This window comes from Methanobrevibacter sp. UBA188, assembly GCF_905234905.1.
GTDB lineage: Archaea > Methanobacteriota > Methanobacteria > Methanobacteriales > Methanobacteriaceae > Methanocatella.
Genome location: NZ_CAJOJM010000017.1, coordinates 1 through 23094, shown reverse-complemented (window position 1 = coordinate 23094; position 23094 = coordinate 1). Strand labels below are relative to the sequence as shown.

Below are 23094 nucleotides of genomic sequence, written 5' to 3'. Positions count from 1 at the left end.
ATGAAACGCATTATTCCAGATACAAGTGCTGTCATTATAGGTGCAATAAGCGAAATTGTCGAAAAGGAAGACCTTGATTATCCAGAAATCATCGTGCCGGAAGCAGTTGTATGCGAACTTGAACATCAAGCCAATGCCAATAGAAGTGAAGGTCATAAAGGTTTAAAGGAACTTCAAAAATTGCAACGAATGCAATACGAAGGCGAATTGGCCATTGATTTTAAAGGCAAGCGTCCAACCAACTATGATATAAAATATGCAAAAAGCGGTGAAATTGACAGCATCATAAGAGATTTGGCAAGGTCCGAAATGGGAACATTGCTTACAAATGACAAGGTGCAAGCCGAAACAGCGAAAGCTCAGGGAATTCCAGTTTACTATTTTGAACAGAAATATGTTGAAAAGGAATTGTCAATTGAAAGATTCTTTGATGAAAATACAATGTCAGTGCATTTAAAGGAAAATGTCTGTCCTATGGCTAAGAAAGGAACACCCGGCCATATTGACTTTGTAAAGCTTGATGAGAAGCCTTATACCTACTCACAACTTCATGAAATTGTAGATGAAATTCTTGATAAGGCAAAAAGCGATTCAAAAACATATTTGGAATCATCAAAGGAAGGTTCATTTGTCGTTCAATCAAGAGAATACAGGATTTCAATAGCTTATCCGCCATTCTCTGAAGGTTTGGAAATTACTGTTGTAAGGCCTGTTGCCAATATAAGTTTGGATGAATATCACCTATCCGACAAATTGCTTGAAAGAATCAGAACCAATGCCGAAGGAATCCTGATTTCAGGTTCTCCGGGAGCCGGTAAGTCCACATTCGTACAAGCCATTGCAAAATATTACTCATCAAAATTAAATAAAATTGTAAAAACCATGGAATCCCCAAGAGATTTACAATTGCCTGATGACATTACACAATACAGTCCATTAGAAGGCAGTATGGAAAATACTGCTGATGTACTGCTGCTTGTAAGGCCAGATTACACCATCTATGATGAACTTAGAAAAAATACCGACTTCAGCATTTTTGCAGATATGAGGCTGGCAGGGGTTGGAATGATTGGTGTTGTCCATGCAACAAGACCTATTGACGCGATACAGAGAATTGCTTCAAGAGTGGAACTGGGAGTAATTCCATCCATTGTCGATACAAGCATTTACATTGAAAACGGGAAAGTTACTCATGTTTATGAAACAAAAATGACCGTCAAAGTTCCAACAGGCATGAAGGAAGCCGACCTTGCAAGACCTGTTATTGAAGTTCGTGACTTTGAGACTGGAGATTTGAAAAACGAAATTTATACCTACGGTGAACAGACCATCGTAATGGACATGGATTTGGTTAATGGAACTGGTCAGGATGAAACTCACAAATCAGCTGTCGACAAGATTGCCGAAAAGGAAATTTTAAGAAAAATTAAAAAGATTCTTCCAAAAAAGGCAAAAGTTGATGTTGAAGTAATATCACCAAACAGAGCCAATATTTACATTCCCGAAGAGTTTATTCCAAAAATTATCGGTAAGAACGGTAAAAGAATTGCTGAAATTGAAGAAAGTATTGGCATAAGTCTTGGAGTGGAAATAATTGAAGAAAAACCAGTGAATAAAGCTCCATTCGAAATCGATATTACACATACAAGAAAGCAGTTGATTTTAGAATTGGGAAAGGACAATGGAAGAGAGAATTTTGACATTTATATAAATGGAGAATATCTATTAACCGCAACCACATCCAAGAAAGGTGAAATTAAAATTAAAAAAGGAATAGAACTTTCTGATTTCATCATTGAAGCTATTGAAATGGGATTGGAAATTACTGCCATAAAAAAATAGGAGATTAACATGAAAATCGGAGCATCAACACTTGCAGGCATAGAATTTGAACTAGAAAAAACCTTAGATTTCATTGAAAATTTAGGGATTGAATATGCAGAGCTTGTACATCAATACCCTGCAGAATTTATCGATTCTGAGATATTGGAAAGTTACAGCTTAAAGTATTCAATTCATGCCCCATTCATGGATGTTAATATTGCCAGCCCACAAGATCAAAGCAGATTAAATTCAATAGCTCAGATTAAATCTTCAATTGATTTGGCAAATGAAATAAATGCTGAAGCCGTAGTGGTTCATCCTGGATTAATCTCATTTTTAGCAAACAAATATTTTAAAAAAGAAGTTTATGAATTTGCAAATCAGTCAATTAAAGAAATTGGAGATTATGCTAAAAATTTGGGAGTTATGGCAACCATTGAAAATATGCCTAACTTCGAATCAATGATTTATCAGAATATTGTTGATTTGAATCAATTGCTTGTAGAAAATGAGATGCATATGACTTTGGACATCGGCCATGCAAACCATGTAGGATATGCTCCAGAGGATATGATTTTTGATTCCATAAAACACGTACATGTGCATGATAATTTAGGTGATGATGACTCACACTTGCCATTAGGTGAAGGCTCTATTGATTTAAAATACATCATCAATACTCTTGAGTCAAAAAATTATGATGGCATCTACATACTCGAAGTAAATGATTACGATTCCATTAAAAAAAGTTATGAGTATATGAAGAAAAACTTCTAGAGAAGTTTTCTTTCCTTAATCTCTTTTTTAAAATACAGATATTTTGAATCAATAACACTTCTGATATTTTCCGCTGTTTTTTTACCGATTCCTTCAACTTCCTGGAGATCTTTTTCAGAAGCATTGATGACATTTCCTACAGAACCGAAATGCTCCAATAAAGCCTTAGCATTTACAGGCCCAATATTAGGTAATGATTCTATAATAAACAATTGCTGTTCAAGCAAACTAACAGGCTTTTTATCAGTTCTGATTTGAACAGGAGTATGTTCCCCATTTTGTTCACGTATTGCAATTCTCTTAATCATTGCTGCAGTATCCTGAGCATTCCGAGTAGGAATAATACTTATTCCAAAATCCAATGCGATAGATGCAATAGATCCCCTAATTGCATTAGCATTAACCATGCCCGCATATAAATCATCACCTTCAAGAATCAATAAAGGTTTTTTAAATTCTTCAGACAATTCTCGAGCCTGTTTAAATAATCGCTTGTCTATAAGTGAATCAACAAAATCTTTAGCTGTTTTTCTTTCTATAGCTACCTCATCACTAACCTGATAATCTCCAACAGCCATTGATCGAATTTTAACATCCATCTCCATTTCAGTCAAATGTCTGATTACCTTTGAATTTCCTTCACGAGAATCGGCATAAACAATAGGAAAATCATTTTCTTTTTTGGGTTTATCAATAACTTTAACTTTCTTTTCGTTTTCCATTCTTTGAACTGCAGATTGATTTAACTCCTTTAAAACATCTTCATCAATCAATTGATTTTTCATATGATGTTCTTTATTAATGGAGGACCAGAAATAAGCTTCGTCCCGTGTCCCGTTTGTTACTAAAACCTTCACACGACCTGTTCTTTTACGACCAGTCCTACCTCTTCTTTGAATCATTCTAACTTCAGAAGGAACTGGTTCATATAAGATTACCAAATCAACAGCAGGAATATCAATACCTTCCTCTGCAACACTGGTTGATAAAAGAACGTCATATTCCCCCATTCTAAATGATTTGATAATTGCTTTCTGTTGCTTTTGGGTTAGACCCTTTTCGCCGTCCTTTGCTGCCTGACCAAAAAATTTAGCGGATTTAATCCCTTCTTTTTCAAGCTTTTGATGAATCATTTCAAGTGTATCCCTATATTGGGTAAAAACAATGATTTTAGAAGAACTGTCATCTTCATTCTCTGTGAATCTTGTTGACTGAAGTTTAGTTTGACCATCCCCCAAGCCAAGCTCCTTTTTAAGAATCTTTGATAGTTCCCTTAATTTTGGATGTTCCCAACCATTTTTTTCAGCATTTCTTGCAAGTTTAACAGCACGTGAAAAATTATCATCCCACAATAATGACTTTGCAGCTTTGGTTTTCTTTTTACGAAGCCTTGCAACATATTTATTGAAGGTTGATACACCTTGAGTTTCAATCAGCTCTTCAGCATGTTGCAGGTTGATAACAGCACTCAATATTGAAATGGCCTGAAACAATTCCTTATCAGGATTTGTGGTTCTGGCAATTTCACCTTGAATCCTACCTCTGGCTTTTAGAACATCAGTTTTTCCAACAGAAACTGTTTTAATAATACCCATATTTTTTAAGGCTTTAAGTCTAATCTTCAATGCCTTATTAACATGGACTTTAATTTTTTCCAACTCTTCACTCATTTTAATTCTAACCCAATCAATTTCAACCGGATTAAAATATGGTTTAACATCAGTGTCATCTTCTGTTTTAACAACAATGTTTTGAATATAGAGATTTTTGCAAACTTCATTAATTTTTGATTTGTCTGAACCCGGAGATGCTGTCAAACCCAATATTAAATTAAATTTGGATTCACGAACATATCTTGATGCCAAATAAACATAAGAATAAGATCCAACACCATGATGGCATTCATCAAAAACAATCAGAGAAACACTACTTAAATCATAACGCCCATTCAATAAGTCAGATTCGACTGTTTGAGGTGTGGCACAAATAATTCTGGATTCTTCCCACCTTTTAACACGCTCATCAGTTTTAATAGCTCCTGTTATAGAAGTGCACGGAAGAGTTAAAAATTCCTTAAAGCTGTCTTCATGCTGAATCGCTAAAGGTTTGGAAGGTGCCAAAACAAGGACTTTGGAATTTTTGACTTTATTCAATCTGTCGGCTGCAACCAATATTGCCACAATTGTTTTACCTAATGCAGTAGGTGCTACAACCATAGTATTTCCTTTTTTCAGCACATCCCCCGCTAGAATCTGCTGATACAGTCTTGATTCGATTGCATCTTTTTTAAGTAAAGGATGATTAATATAACTAGTCATAACAAAGCCCTCTAAACTAAACAAATTTTTAAATCTACAATACCTTACTACTATTATTCTTTTAAATATTTATAAACATTGAGAGAGAGCATCTGAAAAGTAATAGCAGTTACTAAAAGGTTACTGCGTTACCCCCAAGTTACAAAAACGTTTTATATTCTTTAAAATAAACTACAAACAACAAAATATTAGGAGAACTAAAATGAACGATGTAATAAACTTTTTAAAAGAAAATAATTTAATATACCTAGCAACCAGCGGACTTGACGGAAATGCAAAAGTAAGACCAATACTATTCTACTTTGAAGAGGATGAAAAACCATACTTCTGCACTGCAAACACAAAACCAATGTTCAAAGAATTAGATGCAAATCCAAACTGTGAAATTGTAGTTGCAACACCCGAATTTGCATGGTTAAGAATTGCTGGTGAAGCCGAATTCACTGACAATCTTGAGTTAAAACAAAAAGTAATCGATTCAAATGAATTAGTTAAATCACTATACGAAACTGCAGACAATCCAACCTTTGAGGTATTTACAGTCTCTGGAAAAGCAACCATAGCCGATTTTTCAGGCAATCCACCAAAAAATTACAAATTATAGAATAGATTAATCTATTCCTTAAAATCATGAATAACGGATTTGAACTTGGTAGCTGCCTCTCCAATGGCCACTATCATTTCACAATCCAAATTCAATGCCTTTCTTATACCGTCTGCCACATCATCCTTATCTGCACCAAGAGTGCCATCTTTTTTAAAATCGCTCATGTGGTTCAAGAATATTCTATCATTCAATCTTGAATTTTCATTCAATTTTTCAATAGCTATTCTTTGAGATACGGGAGATGCAGGAACAACAAATCTTGAAAATTTAAGTACACTATTAAATATATCTAAATCGCTTGAATAACCTGACTCGGAAGAGATTGTAATAACTGTTGTAAACTCCCCAAACAACTTTTGAAATTCTTTTAATACAGTTTTAACGCCTGCCGGGTTATGAGCATAATCAACAAAAACAGTTTTGCCGTCAATTGTATCCACTTTTTCCATTCTTCCTTCCACACCAGTAAAAGTGGATATTGGTTTTAAGATTTTATCAAAAGGCAATCCTAAAAATTCGCGAGCTGCAATAATTACTCCAGTAACATTATAAACATTATGAAGCCCATCAATTGCCATCTTAACAGTTAATTTTCCTTCAGGAGTGTGCAAATCAAAGGTCCTATTATTCAAATCCACATTTGTTGCAATGTAGTCCACTTGAGGAGTTGTTATACCACATTTACAAAAGTAATAACCGCAACCTGAAATAATTTCCTTAACAGTGATTTCATTACCGCAGACACATTCCTTTAAACCGATTGAATCGGGAGTTACATCAACACCGAAAGTAATCACTTCACCACTATAGTTCAATTGCCTTAAAAGTCCAATTACTGTTGGATCATGACCATTGACAATGATTTTTTTACCATCCAACTCCTTAATCAGTTCTCCTTTCACATTTGCATAATCCATAAAGCTGCCCAAATCCTTTAAATGGTCAGGAGTAATGTTTGTAATCAAACCGCAGTCCATATCAGTATTTTTAACGATTCTTTCAACAGTGCCCGGAACTCCAAAGGTCCCCACCTCCAAAATTCCAACATCAGCATCCAATCTAGATTGCAAAATCGGAATGAATTCTGCATTCCCTTGCATTCCCTCCAGATTATGTTTACAAGGATTTATTCCATTGTCTTCAGCGATTTTTTTAAGCAAAGTTGTTGTGGTTGTTTTACCGTTGGTACCTGTTATTCCAAATACAGGTTTTTCAGCCTTAAAAATTTCTATAACATCAGTTAATTCCAAAACTGGCTTATTGATTCTTTTATAAACTTTGGAATCTTTAGATAAACTGGCAGGTGGAATTATATAATCTGACTTTTCAAAAAATTCATCTGGAGTTTCACCATAAAAAACTTCAATATCATAACCTTCAAGAGCGCTTGCAAATCTGCAATCTTGTTTTTGTGAAATATCAGTTCCAATGACATTGAATCCTCTTTCCTTAAGGATTCTTGCAATCAAATTGCCATTAGCACCGCAAACACCAATCACTCCAAAGGTGGTGTCTTTTCTAAAGTCAGATTCATCCATATTTTTACTTCCAGTTACATATTAAATTAAAAAAAAAAGAATATTTGAGAAAATCTATTCAAAACGAACAAGATTTTCTAAATCTCCATAAACAACATCCAATCCACACATTGATGGAACATAGTTTGCTGCTTTTGCTGAATTTACACCAATTACTTCAAAGCCCATCTCTTCAATAGGTGCTACAACCATACAGGTATCACAGACAACATTACCTCCTGCATCCTCAATAGTTTTGGTATAGCCCATCCTATCAGCAGTTGCTTTAACGCTAACTGATGTACAAATCCATAATTTATTCTTAATAGTTTTTCCTCGAACAATGTTAGCTACCTGTTTAATCTCTTCCAAGGATGCATGAGGACATCCTAAACAAATCAAATCAGGTTCTCTGTCAGTTGTAGTTAACTTTTCACGAGTTTCAAGAATTTCCTTATCGGATATGAACATTATATCCTCAACTTCTTCTTCACCTGCGACATCCGCTTCTGGAGTAACATCCTTAACGTGATATAATGCTACAGAACCTGATGAAGCAAGAGCTGCTCCCAAAGTTTTTAAATCATTGTTGTTTGGAGTATTTTGAAGTTTGAATAATGGAACTCCCCCACCTACTACCTTACCGATAATGTAGCCTAATGCACCAAAGTCAGCGCCTTTTAACTCAGTTGTAACATTAACAACCAAATTAGCTTTCCTGTTTTCTTCCAAATGGAAACCATATAATGGAGTTTTTCCAACGATTGCTGCAGCAAGTGCAGCAGGTCCACCTTCACGATTGGTTCTTGCACCAATTACAGAATTACCATATGCAACGGCAGATGATTCAGACCATGAAATATGATCTCTAAATCTAGGAACATTACCAACCAAATAAGGAGTACATGTACAGGTTTTTGCTATTCCAAGTTCTCCATAAGCATCTACAATCTGATTTTGCTTTATTGCAAAATCACGTGGAAAACCAAGTTTTTCCCAATTGTCCAAATCAGTTCCAGGAGGGTTTAAAGATGCGTTTACACTTGCTACACCTAAACCGTCACCGGCCAAGTCTTGTAAGTATTCTAAACCAGCTTCACCAATAGTTTTGTAAGAAACACCGGAAACCTGTGCAGATGTAATATCCACCAATTTTGAAGCACCGTAGATATCTCCTAAAGCAACCAGGATATCCATGCTTTTTCTAATAGTTTCTCCAAACTCTCCATCACACATTTGTTGTTCTTTTTTTGTTAAAAACATATTAATCATTACTTAATTGATATTCAACCATTTCATTAACAAGGTGTAAAAAATTATCTTTGCTTTCAAAAGGAATCATAGCTCCAGCAGCAATATCATGACCTCCTCCTTGGCCACCGAAATTGTTGGAAGAGTCTCTAAGGGCACTGCCCAAATCTACACCTTTGCTAACCATTTCTCTTGTTGTTCTACCAGAAATTTTAATATCATTATGGAGTCTTGACATTCCAATTACAGGTTTAGAATTATCCAACAACTCTACAGATAAGCCAATGCTAGCAATTGTTCCCATTACAGATTTTAATACTTTATCTTCACTATATAAATATTGAATATCTGAAAGCTGAACTGCACCTTCCCTTTTAATCCATTCTAGCCCCTTAACGATTTGGTCACGGTATTGTCTTTGAAGTCTTAAAGCAGCATCCAAAGCCTTGTCTTTTTCACCAAGAGCAATGCTTAACCCCAAGCCTTGCTTTTTGTTTTTACCGCATGCATCAAGAATATATGAATACTCTTCCAAATCGCGTAATAAAGGCACTTCTTTCGGTACAGTATAACAATCTCCGAAAATATCAGGATTGATATTCATAAGCGCATCCTTCAAGAGATCTTTTTCCTCATCTTCAAGATCTGTGAATTTGATTCCATATGACAAATTCCTTTTTTCCAGAAACGCCTGAGCGCCTTCCAAATCTCCACTAATACCTGGAAGAGGTGGTGAAAATGTATAGGCAAGGGATTTAAAAATAGGTTCTGAAGCTTTTGAAACAATCTTTAAATCCTCATGAATTTCCAGAACCCCACTTTCCAAAGCATCATCAAGTATTAATTTATTAACACCTGTAAATCCGCCTTGACCTTGCATATCACCAAAAGCACCAACTAAAGCGAAATATGCCAAATGTTTTTTACCAAGTTCACGAACAGCCAAATAGCTTGAACCTGCACCACATAAATCCTTACTACCATCAATTCCAAAGAGATGCGGATTTATATGGACAACATTGCTTTCCGATTCAGTGTCATTGACCTGATGGTGGTCAGCAATAATTACATCATGCTTATAAGTATTAAACTCATTTACAAAAGCACTACCCATATCTGAGAAAATGAATAAATCATATTTCTCATGTCTTAATTGATTTACAATATCTTCTTTAAGACGTGGAATACAGGAAGTGTGAAATTGAACATTTTCTTCAGCTAAAGCATTAGCTATAACAGCAGCTGATGAAATTCCATCAGCATCATTGTGAGAAATTATTCTTATAACACTATCCTTTTCTATGTGCTCACGAAGCACATTAGTAGCTTCCTCAGCCCTATTTAACAAGGAGTGCTGCTTCTTTTGGATTGTATCTCCAACCTTCTGGTAATGCTCCTTCACTTACATAGTAAGAAGCTAATTTTCTGATTCTTGATTCAATGATAGTTAAACCTCTTTTTGAATGTAAGTCTTTAGGATTTTCTTCTAAGTGGTCTCTGATATTTACAGCTCTTTTAATTAAGTTTAATAAGTCTTCTGGGTATTCTCCAGCCTGACCATTTCTTTTTAAGATTTCGGTGATTCTTTCACCAGTAACATCTTTTACAGATGGAATTCCGTATTGGTCTCTTAATACAATACCGATTTCGGAAGTACTTTTACCTTCTTTGTTAAATTTTAAAATCATTTCTTCAATTTCTTCGTCACTATAAGTTACCCATTCTGGTCTTGCCATAATATAACCTCTTTAATTTTTAAATAAGTATGAATTAGTTATTCTTGATTAGAATACCATTCAATAAATTTTTTTAATGAATTTTTTCTATGTGAAAATTGGTTTTTTTCATCAGTTGTAAGTTCTCCAAAAGTCTTACCTTCACTTGGAACATAAAACAATGGATCAAAAGCGAATCCTAAATCTCCTCTTTCTTCAACTGCGATTTCACCTGAAACCTTGCCTAAAAAAGTCTTGGGCTCAGAATTGGGGGCACAGTACCCAATAACTGACCTGAATTCGGCATAACGGTCATCAGTGTCTGCTAATAACTTTAAAATTCCCTGATTTCCAATAGTATCTTGAACGTAATGTGAATAGACTCCAGGAAAATCATTTAAAGCTTTAATGAACAAACCAGCATCTTCAACAATCACAGGCTTTCCAAGTTTACGACAAGCATATTTTGCGCCTGATATAGCCACTTCCTCAAGAGTTCCTTGAGGTTCTGTGTAACCTAAATCAATATGCTCTAAGTTTATGTCATAATCTTTGAAAATATTCTCTGCTTCTTTAACTTTATGTTCGTTACCAGTTATAAATGTTATCATAAAAATAGTATATTTTAAATTTTTAATATAGTTAACTAAAAACTATTCCAAAAAATTAATGAGTATATCTTCCTCTTGATTCAATATCATCTATCTTATTAACAACAGAATCATTATCATAACCTTTTAAAACAGCATCAAAATAGTCCAATGCCAAATTATAATCAATGCTTTGTAATGACTTTTTCAAAACAAGCAAATCAACTGCCTTGTCTTCATCTAAAGAAGAGTACCTGCCAAGACCAAAATCGATGAAAACAAGATTATCATCCTGAAGCATGACATTTGAAGAGGTAATGTCTCCATGAATTATGCCTGCACTGTGAAGCTTTGATATTTCCTCACCGATTCTAAATGATAATTTCTCATCAATAACATCCTTTACCATTACACCTTCAATTTCTTCCATAAGTATTGATTTGTTATTTAAATCAACATCATATAGAATTGGAGTTTTAACACCTGCTCTTTTAGCATCTGACAGCAGTTTTGCTTCCTCTTTACATCTGGCTTTTCTAATTTTGTTGTCGATTTCAGAAATTCTATAGTTTTTAGGAACCCTATCCTTTAAAACCGCTTTTTCACCCAAATAATTTGCCTTGACGATGTTTGATTCGGCGCCTTTAGCTATCAAATCATCACTTAATTTTAGATAGCTTTTAGAATTGTCAATCCAAGGGATGTCCACCTCATCAGTTCTGAATTTTTGAATTATTCCAGTTTGGGACAAATCCATCGGTCCGAATTCCTTACACATCAAAAGACCCAGCCAAGCAATCATAACCCCATTATCACCGCAAAGCTTCATTTCAGGCATGTAAAATTTGGCGCCATGCTCTTCTGACATTGTCTTAAGCATTTCTCGCAAACGTGAATTTGCTGAAACCCCTCCACACAACATCACCTCATCCTTTTGGGTGTGTGACAGTGCCCTTTCAGTAACCTCAACCAGCATTGCAAAAGCGGTTTCCTGAAGTGAAAAACAAATGTCTTCCATTGGAGTTCCCTTTTCAGCTTCCCTTAAAGCTGCAGACAACAATCCTGAAAAGGAAAAATCCATTCCTTTTACAACATAAGGCAAGTCAATATATGAACCCTCTTTAGCAAGTTTTTCTATTACCGGACCTCCGGGGTGGCCCAGTCCAGTCTCGCGGCCAAAATGATCCAGACAATTTCCAATAGCGATGTCTAAAGTTTCACCGAAAATCCTATATCTTCCACTTTCATATGCAATTACCTGACTGTTTCCACCACTTACATAAAGGGAAACTGGATTTTTAGCACCAGTATCTAATTTTCCAACTTCAACATGACCAATACAGTGATTTACCCCAATTATTGGTTTATTCAAAGATAAAGCCAAGCTTCTTGCAGAGGTTGCAACAATCCTTAAAGCAGGGCCTAAACCCGGACCCTGTGAAAAAGAAATTAAATCGATATCATCGTAAGATAAACCTGATTCTTCAATAGCTTGAGGAATTAGTTCAGGAATCCATTTGGCATGGTGTTCAGCAGCAATTCTCGGATGAATTCCACCCTCTTCAGGAAATAATTGTTTTCCGGCCATAGCCAATATATTTCCGTCACTATCAACAATACCTACACCAGTTTTTTCTGCAGTTCCTTCAATTCCTAAACTTATCAAGACAATCAACTAAAAAATTTAATTAATTAGTATATTACTATTTAAGAATATATAAAAATATTTTTTAAATTTAAAAAACAAAAGTGAAATCATGGGATTTTATAGTGCTAATACATTAGAACAGAAAAGAGTAAAGCAATTAACTGGAGACATCAACATCCATGATATGTTCAAAAATGAATGTAATGCTAGAGGAATTCCAATATACAATGCATATAACATTCAAAAAAGATTAATTCATGAAGTTGAAGAAGAACAACTTGTTGGTGTTGATAACGTAGACGAAAGATTAATGGAACTGCTTGAAGAGAGAGGAAAAAATAAGGTAACACATAGATATGTTGATTTTATCTCAAGAGAGGACAGTGCTTCAAGAGGAGTGATACCTGCAATGCCAAAACAAGAAGACAAACTTCCTCCAAAAGACCAGATTAAAATCCCTCCAAGATCCAGAGACGGACAAACATTTAAAACTGACAATGAATTGCCAGAAAGAGAAATGTTAATAAAGATAATGAATCAAAATAAAAAAATCATTAATCAAAATAAAATTATCATTGAACAATTAAAAAGACTAGGTGAAAAAGATGATTGATGGAGTTACAACATACGGATCAGAAGAATTAACAGAAATGTTACAGGAATGTGAAGATCCGGTATTTTTACTTACAATTGGAACAACCGAAACATCATTGATAGATGGAATTTCCGGTGCTGGACCATCAGCAGACTTAACTGAATATACACCTGCATCAGATGCTGAATTTATGGTTTTAGGTGAAGTCAGGTGTTGTGACGCACCAGCTGAAACTGTAGTTGGAGATGCAGCAGCACCAACCCCTGCAAGACTAACAAAAGCATCACTTCAACTTTCAGAAATTCCATTTGTAATAATAGATGCAGGTTCTAAAATCAAGCCAGATATTGAATATCTCACATTTGGAAAGGAATATGGAAGAGACATTAGAACCGGGAAAGGAGTATTGAATCCTCTTGAAATTTTTGAAAACGCTAAAGACTTAGGTGCTGAATTATCCAGAAGACATGAAATGCTCATTATTGGTGAAAGTATAGCTGCAGGAACTACTACTGCACTCGGAGTTTTAAGGGCTCTCGGTTATGAAGCCAATGAAAAAGTAAGCGGAAGCATGCCTCATAACCCTCATGACATGAAAACAAAAGTTGTAGATGAAGGATTGGAAAACGCTGGACTTGACCCTGAAAAAGATGATATAGATGCAATCCAAGCAATCGGCGCAGTGGGTGACCCGACATTACCTGCAATTGCAGGAATAGTTTTAGGCTCTGACATTCCAATTATTTTAGCAGGCGGAACACAGATGGCTGCCGTCTGTGCAATTATAAAATCAATACAACCTACTTTTGATTTTTCAAGAATCAACTTAGCTACAACAGTATATGTTGCCGGCGATGAAACCGCAGATTTATTCGGCATATTAAAACAGATTGACGACAGCATTACCGTTAATGTCGTAGACCCTAAATTTGAAGAGTCAAGTCATGAAGGATTGAAAAATTATTTGAAAGGATTTGTTAAAGAGGGTGCAGGAGCCGGAGGCGCAATGTATTCTGCACTTGTTTTAGGAAATTCTGTTGAAAAACTAAGAAAAAGAATAGAAAAAGTATGTAAATAGAGATTTTTAATCTCTATAAATTTAATTATTAGAATATGTGGGCAATTGAACCCATGAATACAATTATACCTACTGCCCAACAGTAGTAAGCAAAAATATCCAAACTTCTTTTTTGAATTAATTCAAGCATCCATTTAATAGCGGCATACCCTGCTATAAATGCTGCAATAAAACCTAAAATTATTGGCAAGAAATTAGCATCCATAGCTGAACCTATATCTTTGACTTGCAATAGGAATGCTCCAAGAATCGCTGGAATAGATAATATAAAACTGAATTTTGCAGCAAATTCCTTATCCAAACCTATGACAAGACCTGCAGCTATTGTAGTACCTGAACGGGAAAGTCCCGGTAAAATAGCACAAGCTTGACCTAATCCCATAAATAATGATTCTTTTGGACCAACATTATGGAAATTAATATTACCGCTAGTCATCCTTTGAGACAAGTAAAGAATGGTACCTGTTACAAATAAGAAGAATGCCGGAACATATAGTGCACCTGAAAATAATGCATCTACAGAATCTTCAAAAAATACTCCGACAAGACCAACAGGAATTGTAGCTAAAATAACGTACCATGCAAGTCTTTTATAGGGATCTTCATGAAAACCTTCCTTAAATCTTCCATGTACTATATCAGACAAACTTGAAATCCATGACACAATCATTTTAATAATGTCTGCACGGAAGAACCATAAAACTGCAAGCAACGATCCCAAATGAAGAAAGGTGTCAAAAGCAAGAGAGCTTTCAACTCCTAAAATATTTTGGATAAATACCAAATGTGCTGAACTACTTACCGGTAAAAATTCAGTCAATCCCTGAACAATACCAATAATAATCCCCTGAATTATATCCATAGACTACACCGCTTAAATGTAAGATAACCAATTGTATTTATCTTCTGTTTTAGCTTCAACAATGTCAAAGAAGGCAGTTTGTATTTTTTCAGCGATTGGTCCTCTTTTACCAGCACCAATTTGCCTGTGGTCGATTGAACGGATTGGAGTTACTTCTGCAGCAGTTCCTGTGAAAAATACTTCATTTGCAGAGTATAATCTTTCTCTTGAAATTACTTCTTCAACAACTTCATATCCTAAATCACGAGCTATTGTCATGATGGAATCCCTAGTAATTCCTTTGAGATTGGATGAGGACATTGCAGGAGTGAATAACTTTTCTCCTTCAGCAAGGAATATGTTTTCTCCACTTCCTTCAGAAACGTGACCTTCATAATCTAACATGATAGCTTCATCATAACCGTTATCAATAGCCTCAAGTTTAGCTAATTGAGAATTCATATAGTTTGCTCCACATTTTGCAAGAGCAGGGAAAGTATCTGGTGCAGGTTTTCTCCATGATGAAACACCAATGTCTACACCATTTGCCATTCCTTCTTCTCCTAAATATGATCCCCATTCCCAGGCAGCAATAACTACATTAACAGGACAATTTAAAGGATTTACACCAAGTTCACCATATCCTCTAAATACAATAGGACGGATGTAACAACCATCTAAATCATTTACACGAACGGTTTCTAAAATTGCTTCTTCAATCTCTTCCTGAGTATATGGAATATCAATTTTGTAAATTTTTGCAGAGTCGAATAAACGTTGTACATGTTCTTTTAAACGGAATACTGCAACACCATTTTCATTTTTGTATGCGCGAATACCTTCAAAAACACTTGTACCATAATGGACAACATGAGAAAGTACGTGAATATTAGCATCTTTCCAATCTACCATGTTTCCATCTATCCATATTTTACTAGCTGTGTCATCCCAAGCCATTTTATCACTTCATTTTTTTATTGTAATAATAAATATATAGTTATTAATTATATTAAATTATCTACTCAAAAATATTAAAAACCGAAATGTTTATATATTAATAAAATCATAATAATATTTGTTGGTTCCGTGGTCTAGTGGTATGATACCTCCCTTACAAGGAGGGGATCACGAGTTCGAATCTCGTCGGAACCACTCAAATCTATTTTTTAAAAATTCTTATTTTCATGGAAATTTGCTCATTGATTTATAAGTAATTTTTTCCAAAAATTTAGCAATATTAACAATTATTTTGTCAAAAAATTTCATAAAAATTAAAAATTATATAACCTATTAACTATTTTATTACAATAATGAATAGTATTTACAAAAATAGTTCTTACAATGATTAAAAACTTTAAATAATAAAATTTAAATAGTTTTTGAATTAAAATTATTAATATCGAAAAAGGAGACTTAATTATGGTAGTTAAAATTGCTATTATTAAAAGTGGTAATATTGGTACTTCACCAGTAATTGACCTATTGTTAGACGAAAGAGCAGACAGACCAAATATCGATGTAAGAACCTTTGGATCTGGAGCTAAAATGAACCCTGAACAAGTAGAAGACGTCGTACCTAAAATAGACGCTTTTGAACCAGATTTCGCAATCTTCATTAGCCCAAACCCAGGAGCTCCTGGACCAGCTAAAGCAAGAGAAATGTTATCCGCAAAAGACATTCCTGCTATTATCGTCGGTGACGCACCTGGTAAAGGTAAAAAAGATGAAATGGACGAACAAGGTTTAGGATACATTATCGTAATGTCTGACCCAATGATTGGTGCAAAAAGAGAATGGTTAGACCCAACTGAAATGGCTATTTTCAACTCCGACATCTTAAAAGTATTAGCTGAAACCGGAGCATTAAGATTAGTCCAACAAACCATTGACACTGTAATCGAACAAGCAGAAGCTGGATCAATCGAATTACCTAAACTCATTGTTACTGCTGAAAAAGCTGCAGAAGCTGGTGGATTCGCAAACCCATACGCAAAAGCAAAAGCTATTGCTGCATACGAAATGGCTGGATCCGTTGCTAACTTAGACATGAAAGGTTGTTTCATGACTAAAGGTTTCGAAAACTTCATCCCATTAGTAGCTGCTGCTCACGAAATTGCTGCATGCGCTGCTAAATTAGCACAAGAAGCAAGAGAAATCGAAAAAGCAAATGATACTGTTTTAAGAACCCCTCACATGAAAGAAGGAAACCCAGGTTGTAAAACAGACTTAATCTCAAAACCAGAATAAGTAGCTTACGCTACTTTACTTTTTTTATTTTTTACTTTTTTTAGAAAAACAGCTATTTTTAAGAATTTTATAGGCTTTTTTTAAAAATTTAATTTTTTACACTTGAAGTTTCACTTCGCTGAAAATTCGTTTTAATTTCACTTTAATTTTAATATAATTGATTTAAAAATAGTAAATTATTTTTGCAAAACTGGACTCGAAATCATGTGAAAAATAAAATTTTACAGATTCAAAAAAAAAGTTAATAAAGATTTTTAGAAATTAATCTAAAAATCCCATATTTGAGTTATTTTGTTACAGTATCGTTAATACTGTTAATAATTCCGTCGATTTCTGGAGTGTATAAATTAGTGGCGGAATTATTTGTGAAAATAACTAATTTATGTTCTTTTCCATCTTTGATGTAAGTAACTGCTCTGAAATGGTCAACAGGATCATCGAAAGGTGCAGCAATTTCTGGTGGGAAAGTAATCCATGCTTCATCACTTCCTGCAACTTCAGTTGAAGCAGTTAAATTTTTGAGTTTAGCAGTTTTTGCAGCGAACTCATGTAGTGTGTATCCGTTTACTGTCTCATTGGTCACATTTTCATAACCGGCACTTTTACCGTTTGATTTAACGGCACTAAAGAATTTTTTTTCAAATTTGTCATCTGAACTTTTTTGAGGGGTCAATGTTATGTTTATATCATTGCATGATGCCGCAATTTTCTTATCGTCAACTGTATAGTTGCTTGGGACTGTAACTTGTGAACCTTCTCCTACCAATTGTTTTTCTCCTCCTAAAAAGTCAAACCATCCTGCGCTTACAGCACTCAAGCAGCTGAATACTGCTAAAGTGATTATTGCTATGACTAATATCTTTTTAATATCCATTTCAATCTCCTCTTTTTTAAATTAAGAATCATTTTCTTTAGGAAATAAAATATGCTTTGCATTAACAAATTATTGTCAAAAGCACAAGTTCCATAAGAAGATACAATTCTATGATAAACTATTTATGGCATATGCTTATATATGTTTGTAGAAAGTTTTTTATTTAATTAAAAAAAAAATATATTATTTTATAAATTTTATAAATTTTGTATAATTATTTTCAAATTTAGTGAACAATTTATTTAGACATTATTTGAAAATATCGCGCAAAATGCTATTTTTAGTTTTTTCATCTTGCCGATTTTAGGCGATGGAATAAAAATAAATTAAAAAAAAAACCTATAATCTTTTACAGACTCAAATAATAAAAAAAAGATAGCTAAATTAATAGCTATAATACTCCTTTTGTGGAAGGAATCTGATCATGCTCCACTTTAATGGCTTCTTTTAAGGATTTGGCGAATGCTTTAAAAACAGCTTCAGCCTTATGATGATCATTTACTCCCTCAACTGTCCCATAAATATTTAATTTAGCGGAACCTGCAAAGGATTCGAAAAAGTGGATTACAATATCGGATGTCATGTCCCCTATTTTTTCATTCTTGAAATCGAGATTCATATTACAATAGCTGCGCCCGCTAATGTCAATTGCAACTGTTGCAACTGATTCATCCATCGGAACAATAGCATGTGCCATTCTTTTAATACCTTTCTTATCACCAATTGCCTGTAGGAAAGCTTCACCAAGCAATATTCCAACATCCTCTATAGTATGGTGATCATCAATTTCGATATCCCCAGAAGCATCAACTTCCAAATCAATCATGCTGTGCTTTGAGAATGATTCCAACATATGATTAAAGAAATTAACTCCTGTTGAAATATTGTATTTACCTTCACCATCAAGATTCATTTTTATAGTAATGTCTGTCTCGGAAGTTTTTCTTGAAACATTTGAAATTCTACTCATAATCTAACCTACAAAATAATTGATTTTAGCATTAATTATTTAAGCTTCTTCACCCGGACGTATGATTTTAATACAGTCTACAGGACATTCCATTGCACATAATGTACAAACATGACAATATCTTAAATCCAATATATGTGCTACACTACCAATCTTCCAAATTTTAGCAGCTTTCGGACAAATATCATAACAGTTCCCACATCCAATACATTTATCTTCATCAACTAAAATTTGCAACATAATTTCACCTTTTATAATTTTAAAGTAGCTACAGACATTGCTTTAAATCCTACAAAGACTTCTTTTCCAATACTGAGATTTAATTCCTTTTCTGCAGATAAAGTAATGTCTGAAAATAGATAAACTCCTCCAACATCAATTTTAACACGAATAACTTCATTTTGAAGTCTCATTTCAACAATTTGTCCTTTCAGGATATTGCGTATACTGGATGTTTGAGGTTCCAACATTAAGAAAATATTATCATAACTTATCAATGCCAATAGCTTGTCTCCAACTTCATAATTCCTATTCAAAGGAGCATTGATTTCAAAATCATGCATTTTAATTGTCATGACCCCTTTAGCATCATCAACTTTAATTACTTCCGCTTCAATTTCATTAACATCCTTATGAAGTTCCATAATGGCATTGATTTTTTTACATTCTTTTAAAATTGAGTAACCTTCTTCAGTGAGTGATGTTCCTCCACCACCACCTTTACCGCCTTTAGTGGTACTGACAATTTTAACATCGAGTGATGATTCAATTTTATCAATATAATTTAATGCAGTCCTATAAGAAACATCGATGGACTTTGCCGCCGCAGTAAGAGAACCAGTATCCAGAATTGATTCTAAAAGTCTGAATTTTTTACTGTCCAGCAAGAAAGAATTGCCATCAACATTAATTTTATATTCAACCCCTGCTTTTACATCAGTCATATTATAATCCCCCAATTATAACTGATATTGTTTATATTTTTTATATATTAAATAACTTTTCTTATGATTTATTTCTAAATTCAATTTTTTCAACAAGATTTAAAAGTTTATTAACTATTTTAGCAAGAGGACCCAATTTAGATGAATAACCCCTTAATGTCGCAATATCTTCTTTGGCAAAAAACTTAACCAAAATCAATGAAAAGAAATAAACAATCATACAGAATATAATTCCTGGGAATAACCATATAGGTGTTTTAGGAATGAAATAACCTACTGCACCCATAATAAATGTTGCAATCAATATTTTTACAACAGCCATCGTTGGAGCTTTGGTTTCAGTAAGCTTAAATACAAAATAAACGCATGGAACCATCATAAGGAAGCAGGCAATTGTGGTTGCAGTTGCACCACCGGCGATTCCTAAAATCGGAGCTAAAATCCAAGAAAGAACTCCGGTTGCAATTGAACCGAATACCAATATGTACATTGGAATTCTAGGATTTCCAACACCCTGAACAATACTTGTGGAAATAGCGAAAATAGAATAGAATGTCATTCCAATAGCCAATATTCCTAAAGCAGCAGCACCATTAACATAAGAAGGATTTTTAAAGTAAAATACCTGTAAAGTAGGAACGGCGAATAGGGCAAGACCAATACACATTGGAACTACAAAGAGTAATGAAATCTTATAAGATTGACCAACATACTTCTGAAGTGCTTCTATATCATGGAGTTTGAATGCTTCAGATGAAGCAGGCAGAATTGTAGTCGCAACAGAAATGGAAATCATTAAAGGAAGTCTTGAAATAGGATCTGCCGCAGTGAAAAATCCGACGCTTTCAAGTGTTAAAAACTTACCCATAACCAAGGTACAGATATTGAAGATAAGCATTTCAGCAATAGCTGTAATGATAACAGGAATAGCGAACTTGATTAACATGACAGCCAGCTTCAGCTCTTGGGAAAATGAGAAATGAAAATCATCACTGTATTTTGGAATATATTTCGGCATGTAAACTTTAAAAATATAAACTGCAGTGAAAGCCGCAAGAGCATAACCGATTACGGTACCCCATACAGCACCTACAACTGATAAACCCATTAAAATAAATCCAACAGCGAATAAAATCATGAACATTTGCTCTACAGCACGGGTATAAACGATATATTCCATTTTATATACACCCTGGAATGCACCTCTTAAACCGCCCAAAATTACACTGAACGGAGTTATGCACCCAATAATTTGAATTGGAACTAATGTTTCAGGCTTTTTTAAAAAGACATTCGCCATAAGTGGAGCAATAACAAAAATCATTAAAACTCCCAAAACCAGGCCTATAAATATCATCATCTTTAAAGACGTATACACCGTCTGTCTGGCCATATTATGGTCATCTACAGCCTCATATTCTGCAATATATTTAGATATTGCTGGAGGAAGCCCTCCTGAAGCCAAAGTTTGAAAAATACCTTGATAAGACATGGTAATTCCAAGAATACCAGTACCAGTAGGACCTAAAAGTGTTGCCATTAAAAAACGGTAAAGGTAACCACCGATACGGAAAATTATGTTACCAATGAAAATTATCAAACTACCTCTTACCAACTTATTTCCCATAATATACCCTTAAAAATTAGTTACTTATAATATAATAGATTGTACTATTTAAATGTACTTATTTAAAAAATTTTCAAATTCATGTAAAGTCCGATCCAGTGAGTCCATTCCATAATCATCCTCTTTAATATCGTCAATTGAATCATTTGACCAAAAAGAAGCACCCAAATTAGAGCCGAAAGGTCCACCACTTACAGGAATTATACCGTGAATCATGAAGTATGTAATATTTTTCAGATGTGCAAAATCCTGACCGCCGGTTCTGTCACCACCAACGGCAATACTCATGCCAATTTTTCCCCTCAGCAAATTGTAATCAACAGCTTCAAGAGCACGTGTTCTATCCATGATTGATGCCAAGTTAGAACTTATTCCCCCACTTTGAATAGGAGTGGCCAATATTATCCCATCAGCACCCTGAAGACCTTCATAAACAGTCAACATATCATCCTCAATAATGCATTTCTTATTTTCCAAACAGTAATCACAGTGCATGCAAGGTTTAATTTCCTTTCCCATGCAAGTAAACATTTCAGTCCTCTCAAGTTTAGCCAATGCATTTTTTAAAACATATCCTGTAGTATTGTTGCGAGGACTTGCACAAATTCCAAAAATTTTCATAAAGATATTATGTGAAAATTAGTTAAAATAAGTTGGTAATTTTGATGAAATTTAAAAAAAGAAAAATTAAATAGAGAAATTAATCCCTATTTTTTAACAGTAATTTTAACTGTTTTATTTAAAGCACTATAGTATTTGTTTCCTGCAAATTTAACTTTAGCAGTGTATTTACCTTTTTTAGTTAATTTGGTAATCTTAAATACAGCTTTACCTTTTGCATTGGTAGTTGCCTTATAAGTTTTACCTTTAACTTTTAAAGTGACTTTAACTTTTTTCATGGCTTGTTTTTTGTTGTTTTTCAAGACAATAGTGTACTTTTTAGTTTTTGTTTTAACTTTGTAAGTCACTTTGGTTTTACCGGTCATTTTAGGAGTTGCCTTTTTAACAACAACTTTAGCAGTATTTAAACTAGATGCTTTGTATTTTGAATCACCTGCAAATTTAACTGATACTTTATAAGTTTTAGGAGCTAAATTAGGAAGGTCCAAAATAGCTTGACCTTTAACATTTGTAGGTTTGGTGTAAGTTTTACCATTCAAGGTAATAGTAACTTTAACACCAGAAATTGCTTTATTATTAGCATCCTTCAAAGTAGCTGTGAATTTTTTGTTTACATTGTAAACTTTTGTTACACTTGGAGCAGTAATCTTAGTTGCAATTTTAACAGGAGTTTCTTTTTTGGTTAAGACAACAATTTGTTGTAATGCTGTGAAACTACCTGAAGCACCACTGAAAATTACAGAAATGTTATTGCTGTTTTTAACTGCACTTGTAATGTCTTTAGTGTATAAGTCAGTAGATTGAGAAGATCCATTCCATGGGTGAGCTTCACTTTCACCATTAATCACAACAGTACCTCTACCATCAACAGCACCATTAGCAAAAATATAAGCAACAGCATTATTAATGTTAGCTGTATTTACATCTATAACAGAGTCTACGCGAATAGGATTGGTGAGTCCACCGTAGGAACCTAATAAATCAGCACCATTATAAATGTAGACATCTTTTTCAACTTTGCTGCCGGTAGTGTTGTACATGTAGACTAAA

22 protein-coding genes and 1 tRNA gene are annotated in these 23094 nt (G+C 34.2%); 7 read left to right on the top strand and 16 right to left on the bottom strand.

Going from position 1 to position 23094, the window contains the following annotated elements; all coding sequences use genetic code 11:
- Together QZ143_RS05110 and QZ143_RS05105 are read left to right on the top strand one after the other, a co-directional pair.
- Positions 1 to 1842: a PINc/VapC family ATPase gene (locus QZ143_RS05110; protein ID WP_292881852.1), complete on the top strand. Its 1842-nt coding sequence runs from the start codon at positions 1 to 3 to the stop codon at positions 1840 to 1842.
- 9 nt (positions 1843 to 1851) lie between these two features.
- A complete protein-coding gene (locus QZ143_RS05105; RefSeq protein ID WP_292881850.1) occupies positions 1852 to 2601 on the top strand; it encodes a sugar phosphate isomerase/epimerase in 750 nt (249 codons plus the stop codon).
- Here QZ143_RS05105 and QZ143_RS05100 read toward each other — a convergent pair.
- Positions 2598 to 4919, bottom strand: a complete 2322-nt coding sequence (locus tag QZ143_RS05100) for a DEAD/DEAH box helicase (protein ID WP_292881848.1) — start codon at positions 4917 to 4919, stop codon at positions 2598 to 2600. The genes QZ143_RS05105 and QZ143_RS05100 overlap by 4 nt on opposite strands.
- A 202-nt stretch (positions 4920 to 5121) precedes the next feature.
- Between QZ143_RS05100 and QZ143_RS05095 the strand changes: the two genes are divergently transcribed.
- Positions 5122 to 5523: a pyridoxamine 5'-phosphate oxidase family protein gene (locus QZ143_RS05095; RefSeq protein WP_292609064.1), complete on the top strand. Its 402-nt coding sequence runs from the start codon at positions 5122 to 5124 to the stop codon at positions 5521 to 5523.
- An 11-nt stretch (positions 5524 to 5534) separates the two neighbouring features.
- Here the strand turns inward: QZ143_RS05095 and QZ143_RS05090 are convergent, their stop codons facing one another.
- The 6 genes from QZ143_RS05090 to QZ143_RS05065 are packed head-to-tail and all read right to left on the bottom strand — an operon-like array spanning position 5535 to position 12274.
- The gene (locus QZ143_RS05090; protein ID WP_292881845.1) at positions 5535 to 7064 is read right to left on the bottom strand and encodes a Mur ligase family protein; all 1530 of its coding nucleotides are present in this window, start codon (positions 7062 to 7064) and stop codon (positions 5535 to 5537) included.
- A gap of 54 nt (positions 7065 to 7118) precedes the next feature.
- Complete coding sequence (locus QZ143_RS05085; protein WP_292609058.1) at positions 7119 to 8306, bottom strand: aconitase X catalytic domain-containing protein; 1188 nt, start codon at positions 8304 to 8306, stop codon at positions 7119 to 7121.
- Position 8307: 1 nt separating this feature from the next.
- Complete coding sequence (locus QZ143_RS05080) at positions 8308 to 9642, bottom strand: DHH family phosphoesterase (protein ID WP_292609055.1); 1335 nt, start codon at positions 9640 to 9642, stop codon at positions 8308 to 8310.
- Entirely contained in the window at positions 9632 to 10030 is a 399-nt protein-coding gene (locus QZ143_RS05075) for a 30S ribosomal protein S15 (protein ID WP_292609052.1), read from the bottom strand. The genes QZ143_RS05080 and QZ143_RS05075 overlap by 11 nt, the downstream gene beginning before the upstream one ends.
- A gap of 38 nt (positions 10031 to 10068) precedes the next feature.
- Positions 10069 to 10620 (bottom strand): XTP/dITP diphosphatase, encoded by a 552-nt coding sequence (locus QZ143_RS05070; protein ID WP_292609049.1) that lies wholly within the window; start codon positions 10618 to 10620, stop codon positions 10069 to 10071.
- Between the two features lie 55 nt (positions 10621 to 10675).
- Positions 10676 to 12274, bottom strand: a complete 1599-nt coding sequence (locus tag QZ143_RS05065; RefSeq protein ID WP_292881842.1) for a bifunctional N(6)-L-threonylcarbamoyladenine synthase/serine/threonine protein kinase — start codon at positions 12272 to 12274, stop codon at positions 10676 to 10678.
- Positions 12275 to 12356: 82 nt separating this feature from the next.
- On the opposite strand from QZ143_RS05065, the gene QZ143_RS05060 reads away from it, so the two are divergent.
- Both QZ143_RS05060 and cobT read left to right on the top strand, forming a co-directional pair.
- Entirely contained in the window at positions 12357 to 12860 is a 504-nt protein-coding gene (locus tag QZ143_RS05060) for a hypothetical protein (RefSeq protein WP_292609043.1), read from the top strand.
- Positions 12853 to 13920 (top strand): nicotinate mononucleotide-dependent phosphoribosyltransferase CobT, encoded by a 1068-nt coding sequence (gene cobT / locus QZ143_RS05055; RefSeq protein ID WP_292609040.1) that lies wholly within the window; start codon positions 12853 to 12855, stop codon positions 13918 to 13920. The genes QZ143_RS05060 and cobT overlap by 8 nt, the downstream gene beginning before the upstream one ends.
- Positions 13921 to 13948: 28 nt before the next feature.
- Here the strand turns inward: cobT and uppP are convergent, their stop codons facing one another.
- Positions 13949 to 14782, bottom strand: a complete 834-nt coding sequence (gene uppP / locus QZ143_RS05050) for an undecaprenyl-diphosphatase UppP (RefSeq protein WP_292881839.1) — start codon at positions 14780 to 14782, stop codon at positions 13949 to 13951.
- 12 nt (positions 14783 to 14794) lie between these two features.
- Positions 14795 to 15718, bottom strand: coding sequence for a branched-chain amino acid transaminase (locus QZ143_RS05045; RefSeq protein ID WP_292881836.1), 924 nt, complete (start codon positions 15716 to 15718; stop codon positions 14795 to 14797).
- A gap of 123 nt (positions 15719 to 15841) precedes the next feature.
- Here QZ143_RS05045 and QZ143_RS05040 point away from each other — a divergent pair.
- A tRNA-Val gene (locus tag QZ143_RS05040) sits at positions 15842 to 15913 on the top strand.
- Between the two features lie 267 nt (positions 15914 to 16180).
- Positions 16181 to 17008 carry a F420-dependent methylenetetrahydromethanopterin dehydrogenase gene (locus tag QZ143_RS05035; RefSeq protein WP_292609032.1) on the top strand — a complete coding sequence of 276 codons (828 nt, stop codon included), beginning with the start codon at positions 16181 to 16183 and terminating at the stop codon, positions 17006 to 17008.
- A 286-nt stretch (positions 17009 to 17294) separates the two neighbouring features.
- On the opposite strand, the gene QZ143_RS05030 is transcribed toward QZ143_RS05035, so the two are convergent.
- From QZ143_RS05030 to QZ143_RS05000, 7 genes are all read right to left on the bottom strand, one after another.
- Positions 17295 to 17882, bottom strand: a complete 588-nt coding sequence (locus tag QZ143_RS05030) for a hypothetical protein (protein ID WP_292881833.1) — start codon at positions 17880 to 17882, stop codon at positions 17295 to 17297.
- A 391-nt stretch (positions 17883 to 18273) separates the two neighbouring features.
- Entirely contained in the window at positions 18274 to 18852 is a 579-nt protein-coding gene (gene hisB / locus QZ143_RS05025) for an imidazoleglycerol-phosphate dehydratase HisB (protein WP_292881830.1), read from the bottom strand.
- Between the two features lie 39 nt (positions 18853 to 18891).
- Entirely contained in the window at positions 18892 to 19092 is a 201-nt protein-coding gene (locus QZ143_RS05020; RefSeq protein WP_292609026.1) for a 4Fe-4S binding protein, read from the bottom strand.
- Between the two features lie 11 nt (positions 19093 to 19103).
- A complete protein-coding gene (locus tag QZ143_RS05015; RefSeq protein ID WP_292609023.1) occupies positions 19104 to 19796 on the bottom strand; it encodes a TOBE domain-containing protein in 693 nt (230 codons plus the stop codon).
- Between the two features lie 61 nt (positions 19797 to 19857).
- Positions 19858 to 21423: a flippase gene (locus tag QZ143_RS05010; protein ID WP_292609020.1), complete on the bottom strand. Its 1566-nt coding sequence runs from the start codon at positions 21421 to 21423 to the stop codon at positions 19858 to 19860.
- A 48-nt stretch (positions 21424 to 21471) separates the two neighbouring features.
- Positions 21472 to 22044, bottom strand: coding sequence for a flavodoxin family protein (locus tag QZ143_RS05005; RefSeq protein WP_292881827.1), 573 nt, complete (start codon positions 22042 to 22044; stop codon positions 21472 to 21474).
- A gap of 86 nt (positions 22045 to 22130) precedes the next feature.
- The coding region (locus QZ143_RS05000; RefSeq protein ID WP_292881824.1) for an Ig-like domain repeat protein at positions 22131 to 23094 on the bottom strand (964 nt) is incomplete at its 5' end.

Bases quoted from the DNA above. Each gene is read 5' to 3' on its own strand.
- QZ143_RS05045 (WP_292881836.1), bottom strand. From the start codon at position 15,718: ATGGCTTGGGATGACACAGCTAGTAAAATATGGATAGATGGAAACATG.
- QZ143_RS05015 (WP_292609023.1), bottom strand. From the start codon at position 19,796: ATGACTGATGTAAAAGCAGGGGTTGAATATAAAATTAATGTTGATGGC.
- hisB (WP_292881830.1), bottom strand. From the start codon at position 18,852: ATGAGTAGAATTTCAAATGTTTCAAGAAAAACTTCCGAGACAGACATT.
- QZ143_RS05010 (WP_292609020.1), bottom strand. From the start codon at position 21,423: ATGGGAAATAAGTTGGTAAGAGGTAGTTTGATAATTTTCATTGGTAAC.
- QZ143_RS05030 (WP_292881833.1), bottom strand. From the start codon at position 17,882: ATGGATATTAAAAAGATATTAGTCATAGCAATAATCACTTTAGCAGTA.
- QZ143_RS05020 (WP_292609026.1), bottom strand. From the start codon at position 19,092: ATGTTGCAAATTTTAGTTGATGAAGATAAATGTATTGGATGTGGGAAC.
- QZ143_RS05005 (WP_292881827.1), bottom strand. From the start codon at position 22,044: ATGAAAATTTTTGGAATTTGTGCAAGTCCTCGCAACAATACTACAGGA.
- QZ143_RS05090 (WP_292881845.1), bottom strand. From the start codon at position 7,064: ATGGATGAATCTGACTTTAGAAAAGACACCACCTTTGGAGTGATTGGT.
- QZ143_RS05105 (WP_292881850.1), top strand. From the start codon at position 1,852: ATGAAAATCGGAGCATCAACACTTGCAGGCATAGAATTTGAACTAGAA.
- QZ143_RS05035 (WP_292609032.1), top strand. From the start codon at position 16,181: ATGGTAGTTAAAATTGCTATTATTAAAAGTGGTAATATTGGTACTTCA.
- QZ143_RS05100 (WP_292881848.1), bottom strand. From the start codon at position 4,919: ATGACTAGTTATATTAATCATCCTTTACTTAAAAAAGATGCAATCGAA.
- QZ143_RS05070 (WP_292609049.1), bottom strand. From the start codon at position 10,620: ATGATAACATTTATAACTGGTAACGAACATAAAGTTAAAGAAGCAGAG.
- QZ143_RS05085 (WP_292609058.1), bottom strand. From the start codon at position 8,306: ATGTTTTTAACAAAAAAAGAACAACAAATGTGTGATGGAGAGTTTGGA.
- QZ143_RS05060 (WP_292609043.1), top strand. From the start codon at position 12,357: ATGGGATTTTATAGTGCTAATACATTAGAACAGAAAAGAGTAAAGCAA.
- cobT (WP_292609040.1), top strand. From the start codon at position 12,853: ATGATTGATGGAGTTACAACATACGGATCAGAAGAATTAACAGAAATG.
- uppP (WP_292881839.1), bottom strand. From the start codon at position 14,782: ATGGATATAATTCAGGGGATTATTATTGGTATTGTTCAGGGATTGACT.
- QZ143_RS05095 (WP_292609064.1), top strand. From the start codon at position 5,122: ATGAACGATGTAATAAACTTTTTAAAAGAAAATAATTTAATATACCTA.
- QZ143_RS05075 (WP_292609052.1), bottom strand. From the start codon at position 10,030: ATGGCAAGACCAGAATGGGTAACTTATAGTGACGAAGAAATTGAAGAA.
- QZ143_RS05110 (WP_292881852.1), top strand. From the start codon at position 1: ATGAAACGCATTATTCCAGATACAAGTGCTGTCATTATAGGTGCAATA.